This window comes from Ruegeria sp. AL7 (genome assembly GCF_056536105.1).
The window spans coordinates 525,091-542,669 of record NZ_JBQFJF010000002.1; the positions used below are offsets into that span (position 1 = coordinate 525,091).

Annotated in this window: 15 protein-coding genes; 12 read left to right on the forward strand and 3 right to left on the reverse strand. The window is 55.8% G+C overall.

Features of this window, described 5'->3' with window-relative positions:
- The first annotated feature begins 5 nt into the window (after positions 1–5).
- The 8 genes from ACR3E2_RS19660 (at position 6) to ACR3E2_RS19695 (ending at position 8,433) form a co-directional block, all read left to right on the forward strand.
- Positions 6–713 (forward strand): class II aldolase/adducin family protein, encoded by a 708-nt coding sequence (locus ACR3E2_RS19660; RefSeq protein ID WP_480484634.1) that lies wholly within the window; start codon positions 6–8, stop codon positions 711–713.
- Positions 714–910: 197 nt separating this feature from the next.
- Positions 911–1,936, forward strand: a complete 1,026-nt coding sequence (locus ACR3E2_RS19665) for a LacI family DNA-binding transcriptional regulator (RefSeq protein ID WP_480484635.1) — start codon at positions 911–913, stop codon at positions 1,934–1,936.
- Positions 1,937–2,029: 93 nt separating this feature from the next.
- Positions 2,030–3,331: an ABC transporter substrate-binding protein gene (locus ACR3E2_RS19670; protein WP_480484636.1), complete on the forward strand. Its 1,302-nt coding sequence runs from the start codon at positions 2,030–2,032 to the stop codon at positions 3,329–3,331.
- A gap of 106 nt (positions 3,332–3,437) precedes the next feature.
- Positions 3,438–4,304, forward strand: a complete 867-nt coding sequence (locus ACR3E2_RS19675; protein WP_480484637.1) for a carbohydrate ABC transporter permease — start codon at positions 3,438–3,440, stop codon at positions 4,302–4,304.
- Positions 4,305–4,316: 12 nt separating this feature from the next.
- Positions 4,317–5,147, forward strand: coding sequence for a carbohydrate ABC transporter permease (locus ACR3E2_RS19680; protein ID WP_209506825.1), 831 nt, complete (start codon positions 4,317–4,319; stop codon positions 5,145–5,147).
- A 12-nt stretch (positions 5,148–5,159) separates the two neighbouring features.
- A complete protein-coding gene (locus ACR3E2_RS19685; protein WP_480484638.1) occupies positions 5,160–6,164 on the forward strand; it encodes an ABC transporter ATP-binding protein in 1,005 nt (334 codons plus the stop codon).
- Positions 6,161–6,934 (forward strand): L-iditol 2-dehydrogenase, encoded by a 774-nt coding sequence (locus tag ACR3E2_RS19690; protein ID WP_480484639.1) that lies wholly within the window; start codon positions 6,161–6,163, stop codon positions 6,932–6,934. The genes ACR3E2_RS19685 and ACR3E2_RS19690 overlap by 4 nt, the downstream gene beginning before the upstream one ends.
- On the forward strand, positions 6,934–8,433 hold the full coding sequence (locus ACR3E2_RS19695; RefSeq protein WP_480484640.1) for a mannitol dehydrogenase family protein: 1,500 nt from the start codon (positions 6,934–6,936) through the stop codon (positions 8,431–8,433). Before ACR3E2_RS19690 ends, ACR3E2_RS19695 begins: the two co-directional genes overlap by 1 nt.
- Before the next feature lie 89 nt (positions 8,434–8,522).
- Here ACR3E2_RS19695 and ACR3E2_RS19700 read toward each other — a convergent pair whose 3' ends face one another.
- The 3 genes from ACR3E2_RS19700 to ACR3E2_RS19710 are packed head-to-tail and all read right to left on the reverse strand — an operon-like array spanning position 8,523 to position 11,777.
- Entirely contained in the window at positions 8,523–9,401 is an 879-nt protein-coding gene (locus ACR3E2_RS19700) for a DMT family transporter (protein ID WP_480492858.1), read from the reverse strand.
- A gap of 3 nt (positions 9,402–9,404) precedes the next feature.
- Positions 9,405–10,562, reverse strand: a complete 1,158-nt coding sequence (argE, locus tag ACR3E2_RS19705; RefSeq protein ID WP_480484642.1) for an acetylornithine deacetylase — start codon at positions 10,560–10,562, stop codon at positions 9,405–9,407.
- Positions 10,563–10,565: 3 nt separating this feature from the next.
- Complete coding sequence (locus tag ACR3E2_RS19710; protein WP_480484643.1) at positions 10,566–11,777, reverse strand: M24 family metallopeptidase; 1,212 nt, start codon at positions 11,775–11,777, stop codon at positions 10,566–10,568.
- A 1,144-nt stretch (positions 11,778–12,921) separates the two neighbouring features.
- On the opposite strand from ACR3E2_RS19710, the gene ACR3E2_RS19715 reads away from it, so the two are divergent.
- From ACR3E2_RS19715 to ACR3E2_RS19730, 4 genes are all read left to right on the forward strand, one after another.
- The gene (locus ACR3E2_RS19715; protein ID WP_480484644.1) at positions 12,922–14,505 is read left to right on the forward strand and encodes an ABC transporter substrate-binding protein; all 1,584 of its coding nucleotides are present in this window, start codon (positions 12,922–12,924) and stop codon (positions 14,503–14,505) included.
- Positions 14,506–14,572: 67 nt separating this feature from the next.
- Positions 14,573–15,667, forward strand: coding sequence for a M24 family metallopeptidase (locus ACR3E2_RS19720; RefSeq protein ID WP_480484645.1), 1,095 nt, complete (start codon positions 14,573–14,575; stop codon positions 15,665–15,667).
- Complete coding sequence (locus ACR3E2_RS19725) at positions 15,667–16,674, forward strand: ABC transporter permease subunit (protein ID WP_480484646.1); 1,008 nt, start codon at positions 15,667–15,669, stop codon at positions 16,672–16,674. The genes ACR3E2_RS19720 and ACR3E2_RS19725 overlap by 1 nt, the downstream gene beginning before the upstream one ends.
- Positions 16,674–17,576, forward strand: coding sequence for an ABC transporter permease subunit (locus ACR3E2_RS19730; RefSeq protein ID WP_209506835.1), 903 nt, complete (start codon positions 16,674–16,676; stop codon positions 17,574–17,576). Before ACR3E2_RS19725 ends, ACR3E2_RS19730 begins: the two co-directional genes overlap by 1 nt.
- The last annotated feature ends 3 nt before the right edge of the window (positions 17,577–17,579 follow it).

The following is a 17,579-nucleotide window of genomic DNA, read 5'->3' on the forward strand; positions in this document are numbered from 1 at the left end:
ACAAGATGGATGACAAGGAACGCAGAGTCCGTGAGGCGATTATCGAGAAATGCCTTTTTCTGAATTCCAGCGGGCTTAGCCAAGGCACATCGGGCAATATCTCGGCCCGATACGAGAACCGGATGCTGATCACACCCTCGGCGACGCCCTATGACAAGCTGAACCCCGAGATGATCGTCTCAATGCCATTTGATGGAGAGTATGGGACCTGGGATGGCTCGCTCAAACCTTCGACCGAATGGCGGTTCCACTTCGACATTCTCAAAACCCGCCCCGATATGGGCGCGGTGGTCCATGCACATCCGACCTATTGCACGGCGCTGGCGATTGCACACAAGGAAATTCCGGCAGCGCATTACATGGTTGCGGCCTTCGGTGGTACTAATGTCCGCTGCGCACCCTATGCGCGCTTTGGAACGCCCGAGCTGTCCGAGCTGGCGATTGAAGCGATGCAAGACCGAACCGCCTGTCTGCTTGGCAATCATGGGTCCATTGCCATGGGTGAGGATTTGGACAAGGCCATGTGGCGCGCGGTCGAACTGGAAACCATAGCCCGGCAGTATTACCTTTCCCTGGCCCTTGGTCCGGTGATCCTGACCGATGAACAGATTTCCGAAACGCTATCCGGTTTCGCTTCTTATGGTGTTCAGGGCGACTACAAGGATGTCGCAGCAGGTACTGCTAAGAAGCAAAATGAGCCTGAACAGACCTGACGACCAAGATGGCTGCGCTTGGGGTCGGCATATTGGGCGTAAACCCAAAACGTCGCGACTTGATCAGGAGGTTTTCGCCTGTTCGCCGTTGGTGCCACGCATCTGGCCATTCGCGCGGATACGGCTGCCTATTGATTTATTGGCGCGCGTAAAGAAAATGTAAGGTCAAAGCAAAAGAGTTCCGCAAGCGGGTAGGTATGGCAAAAATAAGAAATATGGAGGAATTCGCGGCCCTGAGCGGGATTTCTCGGCCAACGGTTTCCAAATATTTCCACGACCCGGAAAGCGTTCGTTCCTCTACGCGGGCGCGTATCGAAGAAGCTTTGGAAAAGTTCGATTACCGCCCCAACATCTACGCGGTGAACCAGAACCGAAAGCTGACCAAGAATATCGGCATCGTTGTTCCCTATCTAGCCGATCCTTTTTTTGCCGAGATGGCCAGATACCTTGAGCAGAGCTGTATTGCTGCCGGGTATCGTCCATCTCTTTTCAGCTCGCATGGTGAACAGAAGCTGGAGAATGAAATTCTCGATAGTTTGCGCTCTCTGAAACCGGCGGGCGTGCTGTTTGCCCCATTAGGGCGTGCCTCGGACCGCGCTCACATCGAGAAGTTTTGCGCCGAGGTGCCTACTGTTCTGTTTGACAGCAACCTTGAAGGGTTGGGCGCCGCATTTATTGGATCGGACAATTTCAGTTTTGTGTCCCAAACCGTGGAATACATGACCCGGACGGGTGAACCTCCGTCTTTCTTTGAAATGCGCACGCCAGCAAACCCAAACGCCAACAAGCGACGCAAGGCATATATCGAGGTAATGGAACGTCTGGGGTTCGAGCCCCATGTCATTAAAATCGATGGTGAAGGCTGGGCGTTTGAAGAGATCGGGCATCAAGGTGCTTTGAGGGTGTTGGAGAAAGGCGCTCTCAGGACGAATTCGGTTTTGTGCAGCAATGACCGCCTTGCGATCGGATTTCTGGCTGCCTGTTATGAGCAGGGGATTCGGGTTGGGCGAACGGAAGAATGCTCACTCCGTGTCGCATCAAATGACGACCACCCTTTTGCAAAATTTACGTGCCCATCGCTGACAACAGCTGCGCATGATTATGACAACGTGGCAGGATGCAGTGTGGACACCTTGTTTGAACTCATTGAAAGCGGGGGAAAATTTGATGATCGGACGGAAACTCTGTTTCCGGCACGGCTTGTCTTAAGAGAATCTGCGTGAATTAAAACTTAACGCGCGTAAAGTTATTATTGACGCCGCGACAATTTATAAACTAGGGTCTCTGTACAGCATCCAAGCTCAGGGAGGACAGGGATGTATTTGAAGAACGCACTTCGTGCGGCGACTGCGTTGACTTTCGTCGCTACGGCAGCAGCCCAAGCGGAAACCATCACGATCGCGACCGTCAACAATGGCGACATGATCCGGATGCAGGGCTACACAGACGATTTCTCTAAAGCGACCGGCATCGATGTCGAGTGGGTGACGCTTGAAGAAAACGTACTGCGTCAGCGCGTGACCACCGACATCACGACCAAGGGCGGTCAGTTCGATATCATGACCATCGGCATGTACGAAACTCCGATCTGGGGCGCGAACGGCTGGCTGGTACCGCTGGACGGTTTGTCCGATGAATATGATGTTGGTGATCTGCTGCCTGCGATGGCAGGCGGGTTGAGCCATGATGGCACGCTTTACGCTGCGCCGTTTTATGGCGAAAGCTCGATGATCATGTACCGCACCGACCTGATGGAAAAGGCCGGTCTGGAAATGCCCGAAGCACCTACATGGCAATTCATCCGTGAAGCTGCGGCTGCCATGACCGATCGTGACAACGACATCAACGGCATCTGCCTGCGTGGTAAGGCAGGTTGGGGTGAAGGTGGTGCGTTCATTACGGCCATGTCCAACTCGTTTGGTGCACGTTGGTTTGACGAAGACTGGAAGCCGCAATTCGACCAGCCCGAATGGGCTGAAACGCTGAATTTCTACGTTGGAATGATGTCGGAATCCGGACCGGCCGGATATGCCACCAACGGCTTCAATGAAAACCTGTCGCTGTTCCAGCAGGGCAAGTGCGGCATGTGGATCGATGCGACAGTTGCAGCCTCTTTCGTGACCAACCCCAACGACTCGACAGTGGCGGATCACGTTGGCTTTGCTCTTGCGCCAGACACCGGTTTGGGCAAGCGGTCCAACTGGCTCTGGGCCTGGGCGCTGGCCATTCCAGCGGGCACACAAAAACAGGATGCAGCCAAACAATTCATCGAGTGGGCCACGTCCAAGGACTATATTGAACTGGTTGCCGCAGCCGAAGGTTGGGCGAACGTGCCGCCGGGTGCGCGCAAATCGCTGTACGAAAACCCTAACTATCAGGAAGTTCCATTCGCTCAGATGACGTTGAACTCGATCCTGTCTGCCGATCCAAGCAACCCGACAGTGAAGCCGGTGCCTTATGTTGGCGTTCAGTTTGCGGCAATTCCGGAATTTGCAGGTATCGCCACGCAAGTCAGCCAGGAGTTCTCGGCCGTCTATGCCGGACAGCAAACGGTGGATGAGGCGCTTGCCAAAGCGCAGGCCTTCACAGCAGAAGAGATGGAAGCCGCAGGGTACTGAGGCAACCTTCCCAGCGGGGGGCAGACCTTCTGCCCCCTGCTCCCACTTCCACAATTCGTGTTTTTCTCGCAGGCTGCCTTACGCCTGAACAGAGAGGTCTTGCACAATGGCAACTCAACATTCCAGATCAGTTGCACGCCTGATGATGGCACCCGCAGTGGTGCTGCTGCTTGGCTGGATGCTCGTGCCGCTGACGATGACTCTGTATTTTTCCTTCAAGAAATACCTTCCCTTGCGGGGCGGTGATCTCGGATGGGTGGGTTTCGACAACTATATCCGGTTTGTTTCGTCCAGTTCGTTTTGGCCTGCGGTACAGGCAACGCTTGTCATTGTTATCGGCGTGTTGGCGATTACGGTCCTACTGGGCATCCTGCTGGCGATGCTTTTAGATCAACCGATGTGGGGCCAGGGGGTGGTGCGCATCCTCGTTATTGCACCATTCTTTGTTATGCCGACTGTGTCAGCTCTGGTCTGGAAAAACATGTTCATGGACCCGGTCAACGGGTTGCTGGCCCATCTGTGGCGCTTTTTCGGGGCTGAACCGGTCTCGTGGTTGTCCGAAGCTTCAATGACCTCGATTATCATGATCGTGTCGTGGCAATGGTTGCCATTTGCGACACTGATCCTTTTGACCGCAATCCAGTCGCTGGACAGTGAGCAACTGGAAGCTGCTGAAATGGATGGCGCACCGCCGATCAAGCGGTTCTACCACATCATTCTGCCGCACCTGAGCCGTGCAATCACAATCGTAATTCTGATCCAGACAATCTTTCTGCTTTCGGTCTTTGCCGAGATTTTCGTCACCACCGGTGGCGCGTTCGGCACCCGTACACTCACCTACCTGATCTTCCAGCGCGTTTTGGAAAGCCAGAATGTCGGTCTCGGATCAGCCGGAGGTGTCTATGCGATCATTCTCGCCAATATCGTTGCGGTCTTCCTGATGCGCATCGTCGGCAAGAACCTGGACGCGTGAAGAGGTAAAACCATGGCCCGCACCGTTACAATCCAACGCAAGTCGCTGAACACTGCCCTGGCCTGGGCCGTCGGTCTGCTGATCTTTTTCCCGATCCTCTGGACCATCCTGACCAGCTTCAAAACCGAAGCACAGGCCATCGCAAGCCCGCCACTGTTCCTGAACTTCGACTGGACGCTCGAGAACTATGCTGTCGTGCAGGAACGCTCGAACTACATGCGTTTCCTTTGGAACTCAGTCATCATCGCAGGCGGGTCAACCCTGTTGGGTGTGATCATTGCCGTACCGGCAGCATGGGCAATGGCGTTTGTTCCTTCGAAACGTACAAAGGACATTCTGCTTTGGATGCTCTCTACCAAGATGTTGCCCGCAGTCGGGGTCCTTTACCCGATCTACCTGCTGTTCATCCGTCTGGGGCTGCTTGATACACGAGGTGGACTGGTTGTCGTGTTGATGCTGATCAACTTGCCGATCATCGTCTGGATGCTCTACACCTACTTTCGCGAAATTCCCGGTGAAATCCTTGAAGCCGCGCGGATGGACGGGGCAACGCTGAAAGAGGAAATCCTGCACATCCTGACACCCATGGCTGTACCGGGCATCGCTTCGACTGTTTTGCTGAACTTCATTCTTGCCTGGAACGAGGCATTCTGGACCCTCAACCTGACAGCCGTTGACGCGGCCCCGCTGACCGCATTTATCGCCAGCTATTCCAGCCCCGAGGGCCTGTTCTTTGCCAAGCTCAGCGCGGCTTCGACAATGGCCATTGCACCGATCCTGATCCTTGGCTGGTTTAGCCAGAAACAACTTGTCCGCGGCCTGACTTTTGGCGCTGTGAAATAAGGAAAACTTCTCATGGGACGTATTCAACTCAAGTCCGTGACCAAAAGCTTTGGCGACGTGCAGGTTATCCCGCCATTGGATCTGACCATCGAAGACGGAGAGTTCACGGTGTTCGTCGGGCCATCGGGTTGCGGTAAGTCCACTTTGCTGCGCCTGATTGCGGGGTTGGAGGACATCACCTCTGGCTCCATCGGCATTGATGGGGCCGATGCAACAAACGTACCACCTGCAAAACGCGGTCTGGCGATGGTTTTCCAGTCTTATGCCTTATATCCGCACATGTCCGTTCGCAAGAACATCGCCTTTCCCTTGCGCATGGCAAAACTGGATCAGGCCGAAATCGACAAACGTGTGGAAGGGGCCGCGCAGGTTCTGAACCTGACCGACTATCTGGATCGCCGCCCCGGCCAGCTGTCCGGTGGCCAGCGTCAGCGCGTTGCCATCGGGCGTGCCATTGTCCGTGAACCCGCAGCGTTCTTGTTCGATGAGCCGCTGTCCAACCTGGACGCTGCGCTGCGCGTTGGCATGCGGTTGGAGATCAGCGAGTTGCACGAACGGCTGGCGACCACCATGATCTATGTGACCCATGATCAGGTTGAAGCAATGACGATGGCCGACAAGATCGTCGTGCTTCAGGCTGGTGTGATCGAGCAGGTCGGAAGCCCGCTGGACCTGTATCGTACGCCACGAAACCTTTTTGTCGCCGGGTTCATCGGTTCGCCCAGGATGAACTTTATCGAAGGCGAAGAAGCTGCAAAACACGGCGCACATACAATCGGCATCCGCCCCGAACATATTGCTGTGTCCGAGAGCGACGGAACCTGGAGCGGTGTTGTAGGCGTGTCCGAGCATCTTGGATCAGATACGTTTTTCCACATACATGAAACCGGTCTGGCGGAAACAATCACGGTGCGAGCAGACGGAGAGGTTGGATTTAGGCATGGCGACCGCATCTACCTGTCACCACGTGCCGATGTGCTTCATCGTTTTGACGCGCAAGGGCTGCGGATCGAATGAAGCGACTGGACGGAAAAACCGCGCTTATCACTGGTGCTGCGCGTGGAATCGGGCTGGCCTTCGCAAAAGCTTACGTCGCCGAAGGTGCGCGTGTGGCCATTGCCGACATAGATTTCGCGCGGGCGCAATCCGCAGCCTCGGAAATCGGTGACGCTGCAATGGCGGTCGAAATGAATGTTGTTGATCAGGACAGCATCGACATTGCTGTTGCGCGCGCAGTGGATCAGTTCGGCCAGATTGACATTCTGATCAACAATGCTGCCGTTTTCTCAGCAGCGCCAATCATCGAAATCGACCGCTCCGATTACCAGCGCGTTTTTGATATCAATGTTTCGGGCACCTTGTTTACAATGCAGACCGTTGCGCGGCACATGATCGACGCCAATGTCAAAGGCCGGATCATAAATCTGGCCTCACAGGCTGGTCGGCGTGGCGAACCTTTGGTCGCCGTTTACTGCGCCAGCAAGGCTGCCGTAATATCTTTGACGCAGTCAGCGGGGCTCAATCTGATCGCTCACGGGATAAATGTGAATGCGATCTCGCCCGGTGTTGTTGATGGAGAGCATTGGGACGGCGTCGACGCCTTCTTTGCGAAGTACGAAAATAAAAAACCGGGGCAGAAGAAGCGTGAAGTTGCATCAGCGGTACCGTTCGGCCGTATGGGACGGGCCGAGGATTTAACCGGGATAGCGGTGTTTTTGGCGTCTGATGAAGCGGAATACATCGTGGCCCAGACTTACAATGTCGATGGCGGAAACTGGATGAGCTGATGACCCCTTTGGCGGACATAACACCGGTAGAGCTGTGCCTCGAACGCCTCGGATCGCTTCCTGCGGATGTCAAAATACCCGGATACCGGCGTGAAGACCTGACCCCTGGGATTGTTCATATCGGACTTGGGAATTTTCACCGTGCGCATCAGGCGTGGTACATTCACAGGCTGATGCAAAAAGGGCTGGCCCTGGACTGGGCGATCATCGGGGCCGGCGTTCGGGCCTATGACGCGGACATGCGCGAAAAGCTGATCCAGCAGGACTGTCTGACAACTTTGATCGAGCTTGACCCGTCCGGTGTTTCGGCCGAAGTCATCGGCCCGTTGATGGACTATCTGCCCATTGAACCCGGAAATGCGCCTCTGATCAGGAAGATGTCCGATCCCGCCATTCGGATCGTGTCCCTTACCGTTACGGAAGGTGGCTATTTTCTGGATGCCAAGTCGGGTGTTTTCGACGTGGACCACGATGACATTCGACACGACGTGCAAAACCCGCAACAGCCTCGCACGGTCTTTGGTGCCATAGTGGCAGCACTTGGCAATCGCCGTGCCGCCGGGCATCTGCCCTTTACGGCATTAAGCTGTGACAACCTTCAGGGCAACGGAACCATCCTGCGCAATTGCGTTGTTGAACTGGCACGCCTTACGGACCCTGATCTTGCGGATTGGATCGATCAGAACGGGGCGTTCCCGAATTCGATGGTGGATTGCATTGTTCCCGCAACCACTGATCATGTCCGAACCCAGACCCGCGCCCTGGGAATTGAAGACTGCGTTCCGGTGTCACACGAGAATTTCCGCCAATGGGTGATTGAAGACGATTTCTGTGCCGGGCGGCCGATGTTGGAGAATGTCGGCGTTACGATCACCAAAGACGTACACGCATATGAAACCCTGAAACTACGTATTCTGAACGGCGGGCACCAGATTCTGGCGAATGTGGGTGAGGTTCTGAACATCCCCACAATCGCGGACTGCATGAACGACCGGGAAATTTCGGCATTCTTCCTGAAAGTACAGACCGAAGAAATTCTTCCTCATGCCATTGCAGTTCCCGGGATGACACCGGAACAGTATCTGGATCTGGTCAATCGCAGGTTTTCGAACACGGCTATTCACGACACCACGCGGCGCGTGGCCTTTGATGGGTCTGCACGACACCCCGGATTCTTGCTCCCGTCGCTTCGCGATGCACTGGCCTCGGGTACATCTGTTACTGGGTTGGCGCTGGTTGAAGCTTTCTGGTGCCGGATGTGCGCCGGTCTGCGTGAGGATGGATCAGAGATTGCGCCCAATGATCCCATCTGGAGCGATTTGCAGAGTGCGGCCCTTGCCGCCAGGGAACAGCCCGAAAAGTGGCTTGAGGCAGCAAACCTGTACGGAAGTACTGGCCGTGAAGCTCAGTTCGCAGAAGCCTTCATACGCTGGTTGCCGCGGATCTGGCAGCACGGAAGCCGGACGACGATCAAAAGCTATCTGAATGCGCTTTCCTGACGGATGTGATCTCGGTTCAGGTGGTTTCCATTATTGAACTGGTCGCAGGCTTTGAATTTCCGGTGTCCGATCGAAAACTGCCATAGGCGTCAATCTTTGGATTTCCGCACGATATATACGCCTGCGAGGCAGAGAGCGAAACCAAAGGCGATGCGCCAGGTGACCGGCTCGCCCAGGATCATCCAGGCCAGTGCAATTGCCAAAGGGGTGACAAGGTAAAGCAATGTGGACACGCGGGTCGCGTCGCCGCGCTGAACAAGTGCGACATAGAGGCTGATCGAGATCAGGGAATTGGCGATGACCAGATACGCAAGGGAAAGGATCAGGTTTGGATGCCAGGTGACTTCCATCGTTTCGGTCGCCATTGCGATGGGAAGCAGCACGGCAAATCCGATCACATATTGAACAGCACCACCCAACACTGGGTCGCTGCGCCGCCCGTGACGTTTTTCCAGCAAAGTGGCGGCGGTCAGGCCGACCAATGCACTAACCGCAAGCAGCCCGGCGGAAAGAGGCACTGCGCTAGTCTTGTCAAAGACGCTGATTGCAACCCCCGCAAAACCCAGCGCCAGGCCAACCCACATCACGGGCCGTCCACGCGCTTCTCCGACCAACGGAGAGAAGGCGGCGACAAGTGCAGGTTGCAAGGCCATCACGATGGCAGTGGTGCCGGCACCCAACCCCTGTTTCATCGCCTGATAGGCCAGACCGAAGTAAACACATTGAATAAGAAACCCACTTGCCGCCATCGCGGCCCAGTGCGCCGGATCACGCGGCAGGGCAGGGCGGAACACCGCCAGCAGCGGCAGAAGACACAGAACAGCCAGACCATAACGGATCGCAAGCATGGTCATCGGTTCCACATAGGGCAGCCCCAGCTTGGCAAAGCTGTAGCCACCCGCCCAGAACAGCACGAACAGAACCGGTGCACCCAACCAGAATATCGATACCGCGCGGGCCGAGGTCATCATCTATTCCAGCTTCGAAGATAATCGCCCAAGCATATCAAGGCATTGGGCCATTTGGTCGACCGAGACGTATTCATCGGGTTTATGCGCTTGATCGATTGATCCGGGGCCGCAGACAACGACGCTCATCCCCAACTGCTGGAATATCCCGGCCTCGGTGCCGAAAGGTACAACGTCGGCGCCATTTGCCCCTGTCAGTTCCATCACAAGGTCACGCGCTTCGTTGTCGTCCATTGGCTCCAGCCCGTCGACCTCACCGATTACTTCGGTCTTGATACCGGCATCGGGATGAACAGTCTGCATTGCCGGGATCAGGGTTTGCGCGCAAAACCGGTGCAGTTCGTCTTTGACGTAATCCGCATCCGCCTTTTGCACTGGTCGCATCTCCCAATCGACCCGCGCCTTACCGGGGATCACATTATGGGCCACCCCGCCCACCAGCGAACCGGTATTTATTGTTGTCCATGGCGGGTCGAACGGGCTGTTTTCCGGTGCTCGCCCTTGCAAATCAGCCTTCAGCGCCAGCAGTTTCGACACGTATTGCACTGCGTATTCGACAGCGTTAACGCCGCGCTCGGGGGCCGAGCCATGGCCTTCGAACCCGGTAAAATGCGCTGTATATTCATAGCAGCCCTTGTGGCCTTCGATGATGCGCATCGAGGTGGGCTCGCCGATGATGACCACAGCGGGTTTGATCGCTTTCTCCCGCAGGGTTTTGGCCAAAGCCTGCGCGCCAAAACAGCCGATTTCTTCATCATAGGTAAAGGCAAAATGCACCGGGCGCTGAAGGTCCAGCTTTGCGTAATACGGGGCCATGACGACTGCCGCCGCTATAAACCCTTTCATATCGCAGGTTCCGCGTCCAAACCACTTGCCGTCCCGCTCCTCCATCACGAACGGGTCCGAGGACCAGTCCTGATCGGCGACAGGCACTACATCGGAATGGCCTGACAGAACGATACCACCGTCGCGCTTTGGGCCCAATGTGGCAAAAAGATTGGCTTTGGTGCCGGTTTCATCATGCCATATTTCAACCTCTGCACCGCAATCGCTCAACCGGTCCGCGAGGTGTTTGATCATGTCCAGGTTGCTGTCTGACGAAACCGTGGGGAAGCTGATCAGTTCGCCCAGCAGGGTCTTGGCGTCTTCGAGGGTGCTCAAGGCTTAGTCTTTCACAAAGAGCTTTCGCTCGATATTGCACAGGGCTTCGGCGGGGCCGTTTTCAGTGATAAGAATGGTTTCCGTGGTCTCAAGCCCCCAGCTGTCCATCCATAGCGCAGGCATGAAATGGAAAACCATGCCCGGCTGCAGAATGGTCTCGTCTTCGGCACGGATCGACGCTGTCCGTTCGCCCCAATCTGGCGGATAGCTCAGACCGATAGGGTATCCCATGCGCCCCTCCCGTTCGAGTCCGTGACGTGCAAGAACCTTAAGAAAAGCGTTTGCAATGTCGCTGGTCCGTTTGCCAGCCCGTGCAGCCTCTAAACCCGCCGCTATCCCTTCGATCTGCGCGCGTTCCGCGTCCCGCATTTCTGGCGGCGGAGTGCCAAGAAATACCGTGCGGCAAAGCGGAGCGTGGTACCGCCGATAGCAGCCTGATAGTTCGAAAAATGTTGCCTCACCTTCTTTCATCGGCGCGCCATTCCATGTCAGGTGCGCGGCAGTGGCATCCAGCCCTGAGGGTGTCAAAGGGACAATGGCCGGGTAATCCCCCCAATCATCCTCAACCCCGGTAATCCCGGCATGAAGGATATCTGCGACAAGGTCGTTCTTGCGCACGCCCACCGCGGCGCGATCAATGGCCGTTTGGATTACTTTTTCGGAAATCCGGGCCGCCTTGCGAATAAAGACAATTTCTTCTTCCGATTTGATCAGACGCTGCCAGTTTACAAGTGCCGTCGCATCCACCAGCGTCGCTTCGGGCAATTCCTTGCCCAAAACCTCGTGTGCCTTTGCGGAATAGTAATAGTTCTCCATCTCAACGCCGAAGCGGGCGGTGCTCAGCCCAAGCGCGCGAATGTGGCCAGCCAGATCCTGCATTGGATGGCGTATGGTTGATTGAACGTAGTGGTCTGCATAGCCGCGAATGTTGTCCTTGGACATCCAGCATGTGCGCAACCCACCCAATGCATCCATCTGGCGTCCCCACCAAATCGGCTCACCTTCCATGCCGAGCAATACGCCCTGATGCACGTAAAAGGACCAACCATCATAGCCAGTCAGCCAAGCCTGGTTCGAAGGGTCGGTGACAAACAGTAGCTCTAGCCCCGCTTTTTCCATAGCGCTTCGGGTCTTGGCGATCCTGCGGTCATATTCCGCTTGGCTGAAGGGGGCGTGTTCAATCGGCATGGCATCCTCGGAGGCTGGATATGACATGTACTTGAGCGCAATCTTTCCAATTTGTACACAAATGAACTTGTAAGCGATACCTGAACCGAAACCCCTATTAGAAGTTAATGGGTTATCTAACGAGGAGATCATGGTACGCGTACAGGGTATTCGCCCTCAGCATCGAAGGACGCAGTAGAATAGAGCGCTGGAAGCATGCGAAGTCCCTGTTCGGTGGTTAGTGCGCTTCCGAAACCGCGCCAAAAGTCATGAGCCACCGAGGGTCATGAGAAAGTTCTTCAGACCTCATCTGATCGCGGTTTTCGCGGGCCAATCGACTATTTGTGCGGTTTTATGCTGCGCCTGAGCGAGGATCGGCATTTCTCCGCTGGATATGATTGCAAGACGGCAACGGTGGCACCTGATCTCGCGCGCGGCATGGTGCAGAGGGTCGGTGTCTTGGGGCACAGTGAAGGCTCGCTGCCAAACCCCAGATGTCCAAGGACTCAATCAATGCTACACACTGCGCCCACCTGTCGAGAGGCGGCCCCTTGTTTCGATGCATGTCGATCCAGCGCGCTCGACACCAACGGCATTCTCAATTCAACGCGTGCCGCGTCCCCTGTGGTGAACGAGGCAGAGTGTCAAAGCCTGCGCAACTCGGCCGGTCAGAGGAAAGCGCGCAATCTTTGGGGAATGGTTGCGTGGGGTTTGTTGGTGATAGTCCAAATCGCTGCGTACGCCGCCATGTTCTATGGCGTGTTGGTTATGCATATCTCGCTGCTTCCCTACGTATTTCTGGTAGCACTGACAGTCTTATTCTGGCTGGGCTACGATTGCATTCGCGATATGCGCAAGGATGCTTCATCAGCTAACAGTCAAAGTTAGATATCCTTTCTTACCTGAATGACTTCGGGTCAATGACAGTCAATATCTGTGGCCAAACTGCCGGGCCCAGTGGAATGTAAGTGTTGCCCTTCGTGATTTCCTTGGGGCAGGGCGCTTTCAGGTTCAAGACACACCCTGGCAACAGGCATCTTTCACGAAAGTCAGTGACAGAGCCGGTTGACAACAGGTTTTGTATTTTGGATACATTTGTCAGGGATATCGCAACGACCTGTATTGTCACTGAACGCTCTGACGACAAAGAGCCCTGCGATTGTCTTGCCAAGTCCATTTCTGGGAGAAAATCATGAAACTCAATCTTCTGGCCGCAACCACGGCAATAGCCCTGTCGGGTGCCGTGGCACAGGCAAATACCCTGGTGTATTGTTCCGAAGGTTCACCCGAGGGGTTTGACCCTGCACTGTTTACCGCAGGAACTACCTTTGATGCCTCGTCGCATCCTATTTACAACCGGTTGCTTGAATTCGAAACCGGTACAACCAATGTGATCCCCGGTCTGGCTGAAAGTGTCGAGGCCAGTGATGATGGCCTGGAATACACGTTCAAGCTGCGCCAGGGTGTCAAATTCCATTCGAATGACGAATTCACCCCGACCCGCGACTTCAACGCTGATGACGTAATCTTTTCCTTCATGCGCCAAAAGGACGAGAACCACCCCTATAACCAAGTGTCTGGCGGCACGTGGGAATACTTCCAGGGCATGGGGATGCCGGATCTGGTCTCTTCTATCGAAAAGATTGATGACTACACGGTGAAATTCACTCTGTCCAAGCCAGAGGCGCCCTTTGTTGCGAATATGGCGATGGACTTTGCATCGATCATGTCAGCCGAATATGGCGACGCTATGCTGGCTGCCGGCACGCCTGAAAAACTGAATACCGCGCCCATCGGGACCGGGCCTTTCTCGTTCGTGGCCTACCAGAAAGACGCGGTGATCCGCTATGCGGCTAATGGCGATTATTGGAAAGAACCGGCGCAGGTCGAAAACCTGATCTTTGCCATTACGCCGGACGCGTCTGTTCGCTATCAGAAGCTGAAAGCTGGCGAGTGCCATGTGATGCCTTACCCGAACCCGGCTGACATTCAGGCGATGAAGGATGATGCAGACATCAACATGATGGAGCAGGAAGGGCTGAACGTCGGGTATCTGGCTTACAACACCACGATGGCGCCGTTCGACAACCCCAAGGTTCGCAAAGCGTTGAACATGGCGATCGACAAGCAGGCGATCATCGACGTGGTTTTCCAGGGTTCAGGCCAGGCTGCCAAGAACCCGATCCCGCCAACCATGTGGAGCTATAACGACGCTATCGTGGACGATCCATACGATCCCGAAGCGGCCAAGGCTATGCTTGATGCCGAAGGTGTCACAGACCTGTCGATGAAGATCTGGGCGATGCCGGTTCAGCGCCCCTACAACCCCAATGCCCGCCGCATGGCCGAGCTGATCCAGGCGGATTTTGCCAAGGTTGGTGTGGGCGTCGAAATCGTCTCGTACGAATGGGGCGAATACCTGTCACGCTCGAAAGAACTGAACCGCGATGGTGCTGTTTTGCTGGGCTGGACCGGTGATAACGGCGATCCGGACAACTTCCTGGCCGTTCTGCTGGGCTGTGACGGGGTCGAGGCATCGAACCGTGCGCAATGGTGCCACCAGCCGTTCGAGGATCTGATCCTGAAAGCCAAGCAAAGCACCGATCAGGCAGAGCGGACCAAGCTGTATGAAGAAGCGCAGGTCGTGTTCAAAGAGCAGGCCCCATGGGCAACCATTGCTCACTCGGTTGTATTCATGCCGATGAACAACAAGGTGCAAGGTTACAAAGTGCACCCGCTGGGCGGCCACATCTTCTATGGTGTGAGCGTCGAGTAAGCCACCACTCACTCACCGGAGCTGCCTGTTTGGCGGCTCCGGCTTTTTATTGAGGAGGTCGGCCTGAATGCCGGATCTGTTCGAATATCGTCAACTGGCACGGGACATGTCGGTCGACGCTGTAGCTCTTGTACCTGGCCCGAATTTCACACGCGCTTTGGGAAAATCTTTCATGAGCCACGAACGGCCCTTCGTGGTCGTTGTCCCGGCTGAGGGACAGGCCGCGGCGATTGTGCCCAATCTGGAACTGGCCTCATGGGATCTTGTCGGGTTCGAGGGCGCTGTTTTCGATTGGCGCGATCAGACCGGTTATGACGATGCGTTTACCGCATTGGCCGCGCATATGCCGATCTGCTCGCTGGCGGTGGAAGGTCAGGTGATGCGGGTTTTTGTCTCTGCCGCGTTTACCCGTGCTTTGCCGGATTTGAGGATCGTCGACGGTGAACGCGAAATCTCGGGCCTGCGCATAATCAAGACCGATGAAGACATTGCTGCGATGCAGGCGGCCATCGATATCTCGGAACGTGCTCTGGGTCGTGTGATTGCAGATGTGCGTGTCGGCCAGACCGAAAAACAGATCGAGCAAGCCCTGATACAGGCGCTGTTTGCAGAAGGGGCCGAGTCACTGGCGTTTTCACCCATCGTAGCGGCTGGCGACAATTCGGCACGGCCGCATGCGAAAGCGCGCAACGACTACCAGATCAGGGCAGGCGACGCGTTACTGTTCGATTTCGGTGCCCGCAAAGATGGTTTCGCCGCCGATATTACGCGAACTTTCTTTGTTCAGGACGTGTCAGACGAGGGCAGGGAAGTCTACGATGCCGTTCTGCGCGCCAACAAAGCCGGGTTCGAAGCCTGCCGCCCGGGTGTAACGGCCCATGACATCGACGATGCGGTCATAAGCGTGCTCGAGGCCTCGCCATTTGCGGATCGTATTCGCACCAAAACGGGCCACGGGCTTGGCCGGGATGTGCACGAGGCACCTTATATCATGCGCGGAAACCACCAGAAAATTCTGCCGGGCATGGTCTGGACGAATGAACCAGGTCTCTACGCGCTCGAAAGTTTTGGCGTTCGCATCGAAGATGACGTGCTTGTCACTGTGGATGGTTGCCGGTCGCTGACCCATTTCCCCAAAGAGCTTACAGTCATAGGTCGCTGATGTTTGGTTACTTACTCACCCGCATTGGCCTGTTCGTCCCGACTTTTCTGGGCGTGACGTTGATCTCATTCATGTTCATCCGGGTGTTGCCGGGTGATCCGATCATCGTCATGGCCGGCGAGCGTGGCATGACTGAAGAACGCTATCAGGAAATGGTAGAAAAGCTGGGTTTCGACAAACCGGTGTTGCAGCAATACTGGGAATACCTTGCCGGGGTATTGCAGGGCGATCTTGGCGAAAGCTTTGTCACCAAAAAACCGGTCTGGGAGGAGTTCTTTTCGCTGTTCCCCGCGACAATGGAACTTTCGCTCTGCGCCATGATCTTCGCCATCGCATTGGGTCTGCCTGCCGGTGTGATTGCGGCGGTGAACCGGGGGAAGTTTTTTGACAGGGCACTGATGTCTTCGGCATTGGTCGGGTATTCGATGCCCATCTTCTGGTGGGCGCTGCTGCTGATCATCGTGTTTTCGGGCAATCTTGGCTGGACACCGGTGTCCGGTCGGATCGACCTGCTTTATTACTTCCCAAGTGTCACTGGCTTTATGCTGATCGACAGTCTTTTGTCCGGGCAGGAAGGCGCATTCGGGTCGGCCGTTCGTCATCTGATCCTTCCGACGATTGTGCTGGGTACTATTCCGCTGGCAGTGATCGCGCGTCAGACCCGGTCGGCGATGCTGGAGGTTCTGGGCGAGGATTACATCCGCACTGCACGTGCAAAAGGGTTGTCGCCGACCCGGGTAAACGGGCTGCATGCGCTACGTAACGCGCTGATACCGGTTGTCACGGTTATTGGATTGTCGGTCGGTTCATTGTTGGCGGGGGCAATTCTTACCGAGACCATCTTCAGCTGGCCGGGCATCGGCAAGTGGATGGTCGACAGTATTTTCCGCAGGGATTACCCGGTGGTGCAAGGGGGTTTGCTGATGATCGCGGTGATCGTGATGCTGGTGAACCTGCTGGTCGATGTCCTGTACGGCATCATCAACCCAAAAATCCGGAGACGATGATGACCGAGCTTTCGTCGACCCAGCCCGTAACTGAAAATCGTCCCAGCGCACTGCGAGAGTTCTGGTATTACTTCAGCGAAAACCGGGGTGCCGTGATTGGGTTGTGGGTCTTTGCAGGTTTTGTGTTCTGTGCGGCCTTTGCCCCTTTGCTGGCCCCCTATGATCCGACCGAACAATTCCGGGACCATATCCTGCAACCCCCTGCCTGGCAGGAAGGCGGAAGCTGGGCCTTCCCGTTGGGCACCGATCCTTTGGGCAGGGATATGCTGTCGCGGCTGATCATGGGTTCACGCTATTCCTTCTTTGTGGGGATCGTTGTGGTCTGTGTTGCCGTAACGGGCGGCGTAATGGTCGGCCTTCTGTCGGGTTTTGCGCCCAAATGGGTTGATACGTTGATTATGCGGGTGATGGACATCGTCCTGGCTTTCCCGTCTCTGCTGCTTGCCCTTGTTCTGGTCGCCATTCTGGGCCCATCACTGACCAATGCGATGATCGCCATCGCCATCGTGTTTCAACCGCATTACGTGCGCCTGACCCGCGCGTCGGTTCTGGCGGAACGGCAGAAAGACTATGTGACCTCGGCCCGTGTGGCCGGTGCTGGCAAGTCGCGGCTGATGTTCATCACGGTATTGCCCAATTGCCTGGCGCCAATCATCGTTCAGGCGGCCCTGTCTTTTTCCACTGCCATTCTGGACGCGGCGGCCCTTGGGTTTCTGGGCATGGGCGCGCAGCCCCCCACGCCGGAATGGGGCACCATGCTGGCTGAAGCGCGCGAGTTCATCCTGCGCGCATGGTGGGTTGTCACCTTCCCCGGTCTCGCAATTCTGGTCACCGTGCTTGCCATCAACCTAATGGGCGACGGGTTGCGCGATGCGCTGGACCCGAAACTGAAACGGAGCTGATCG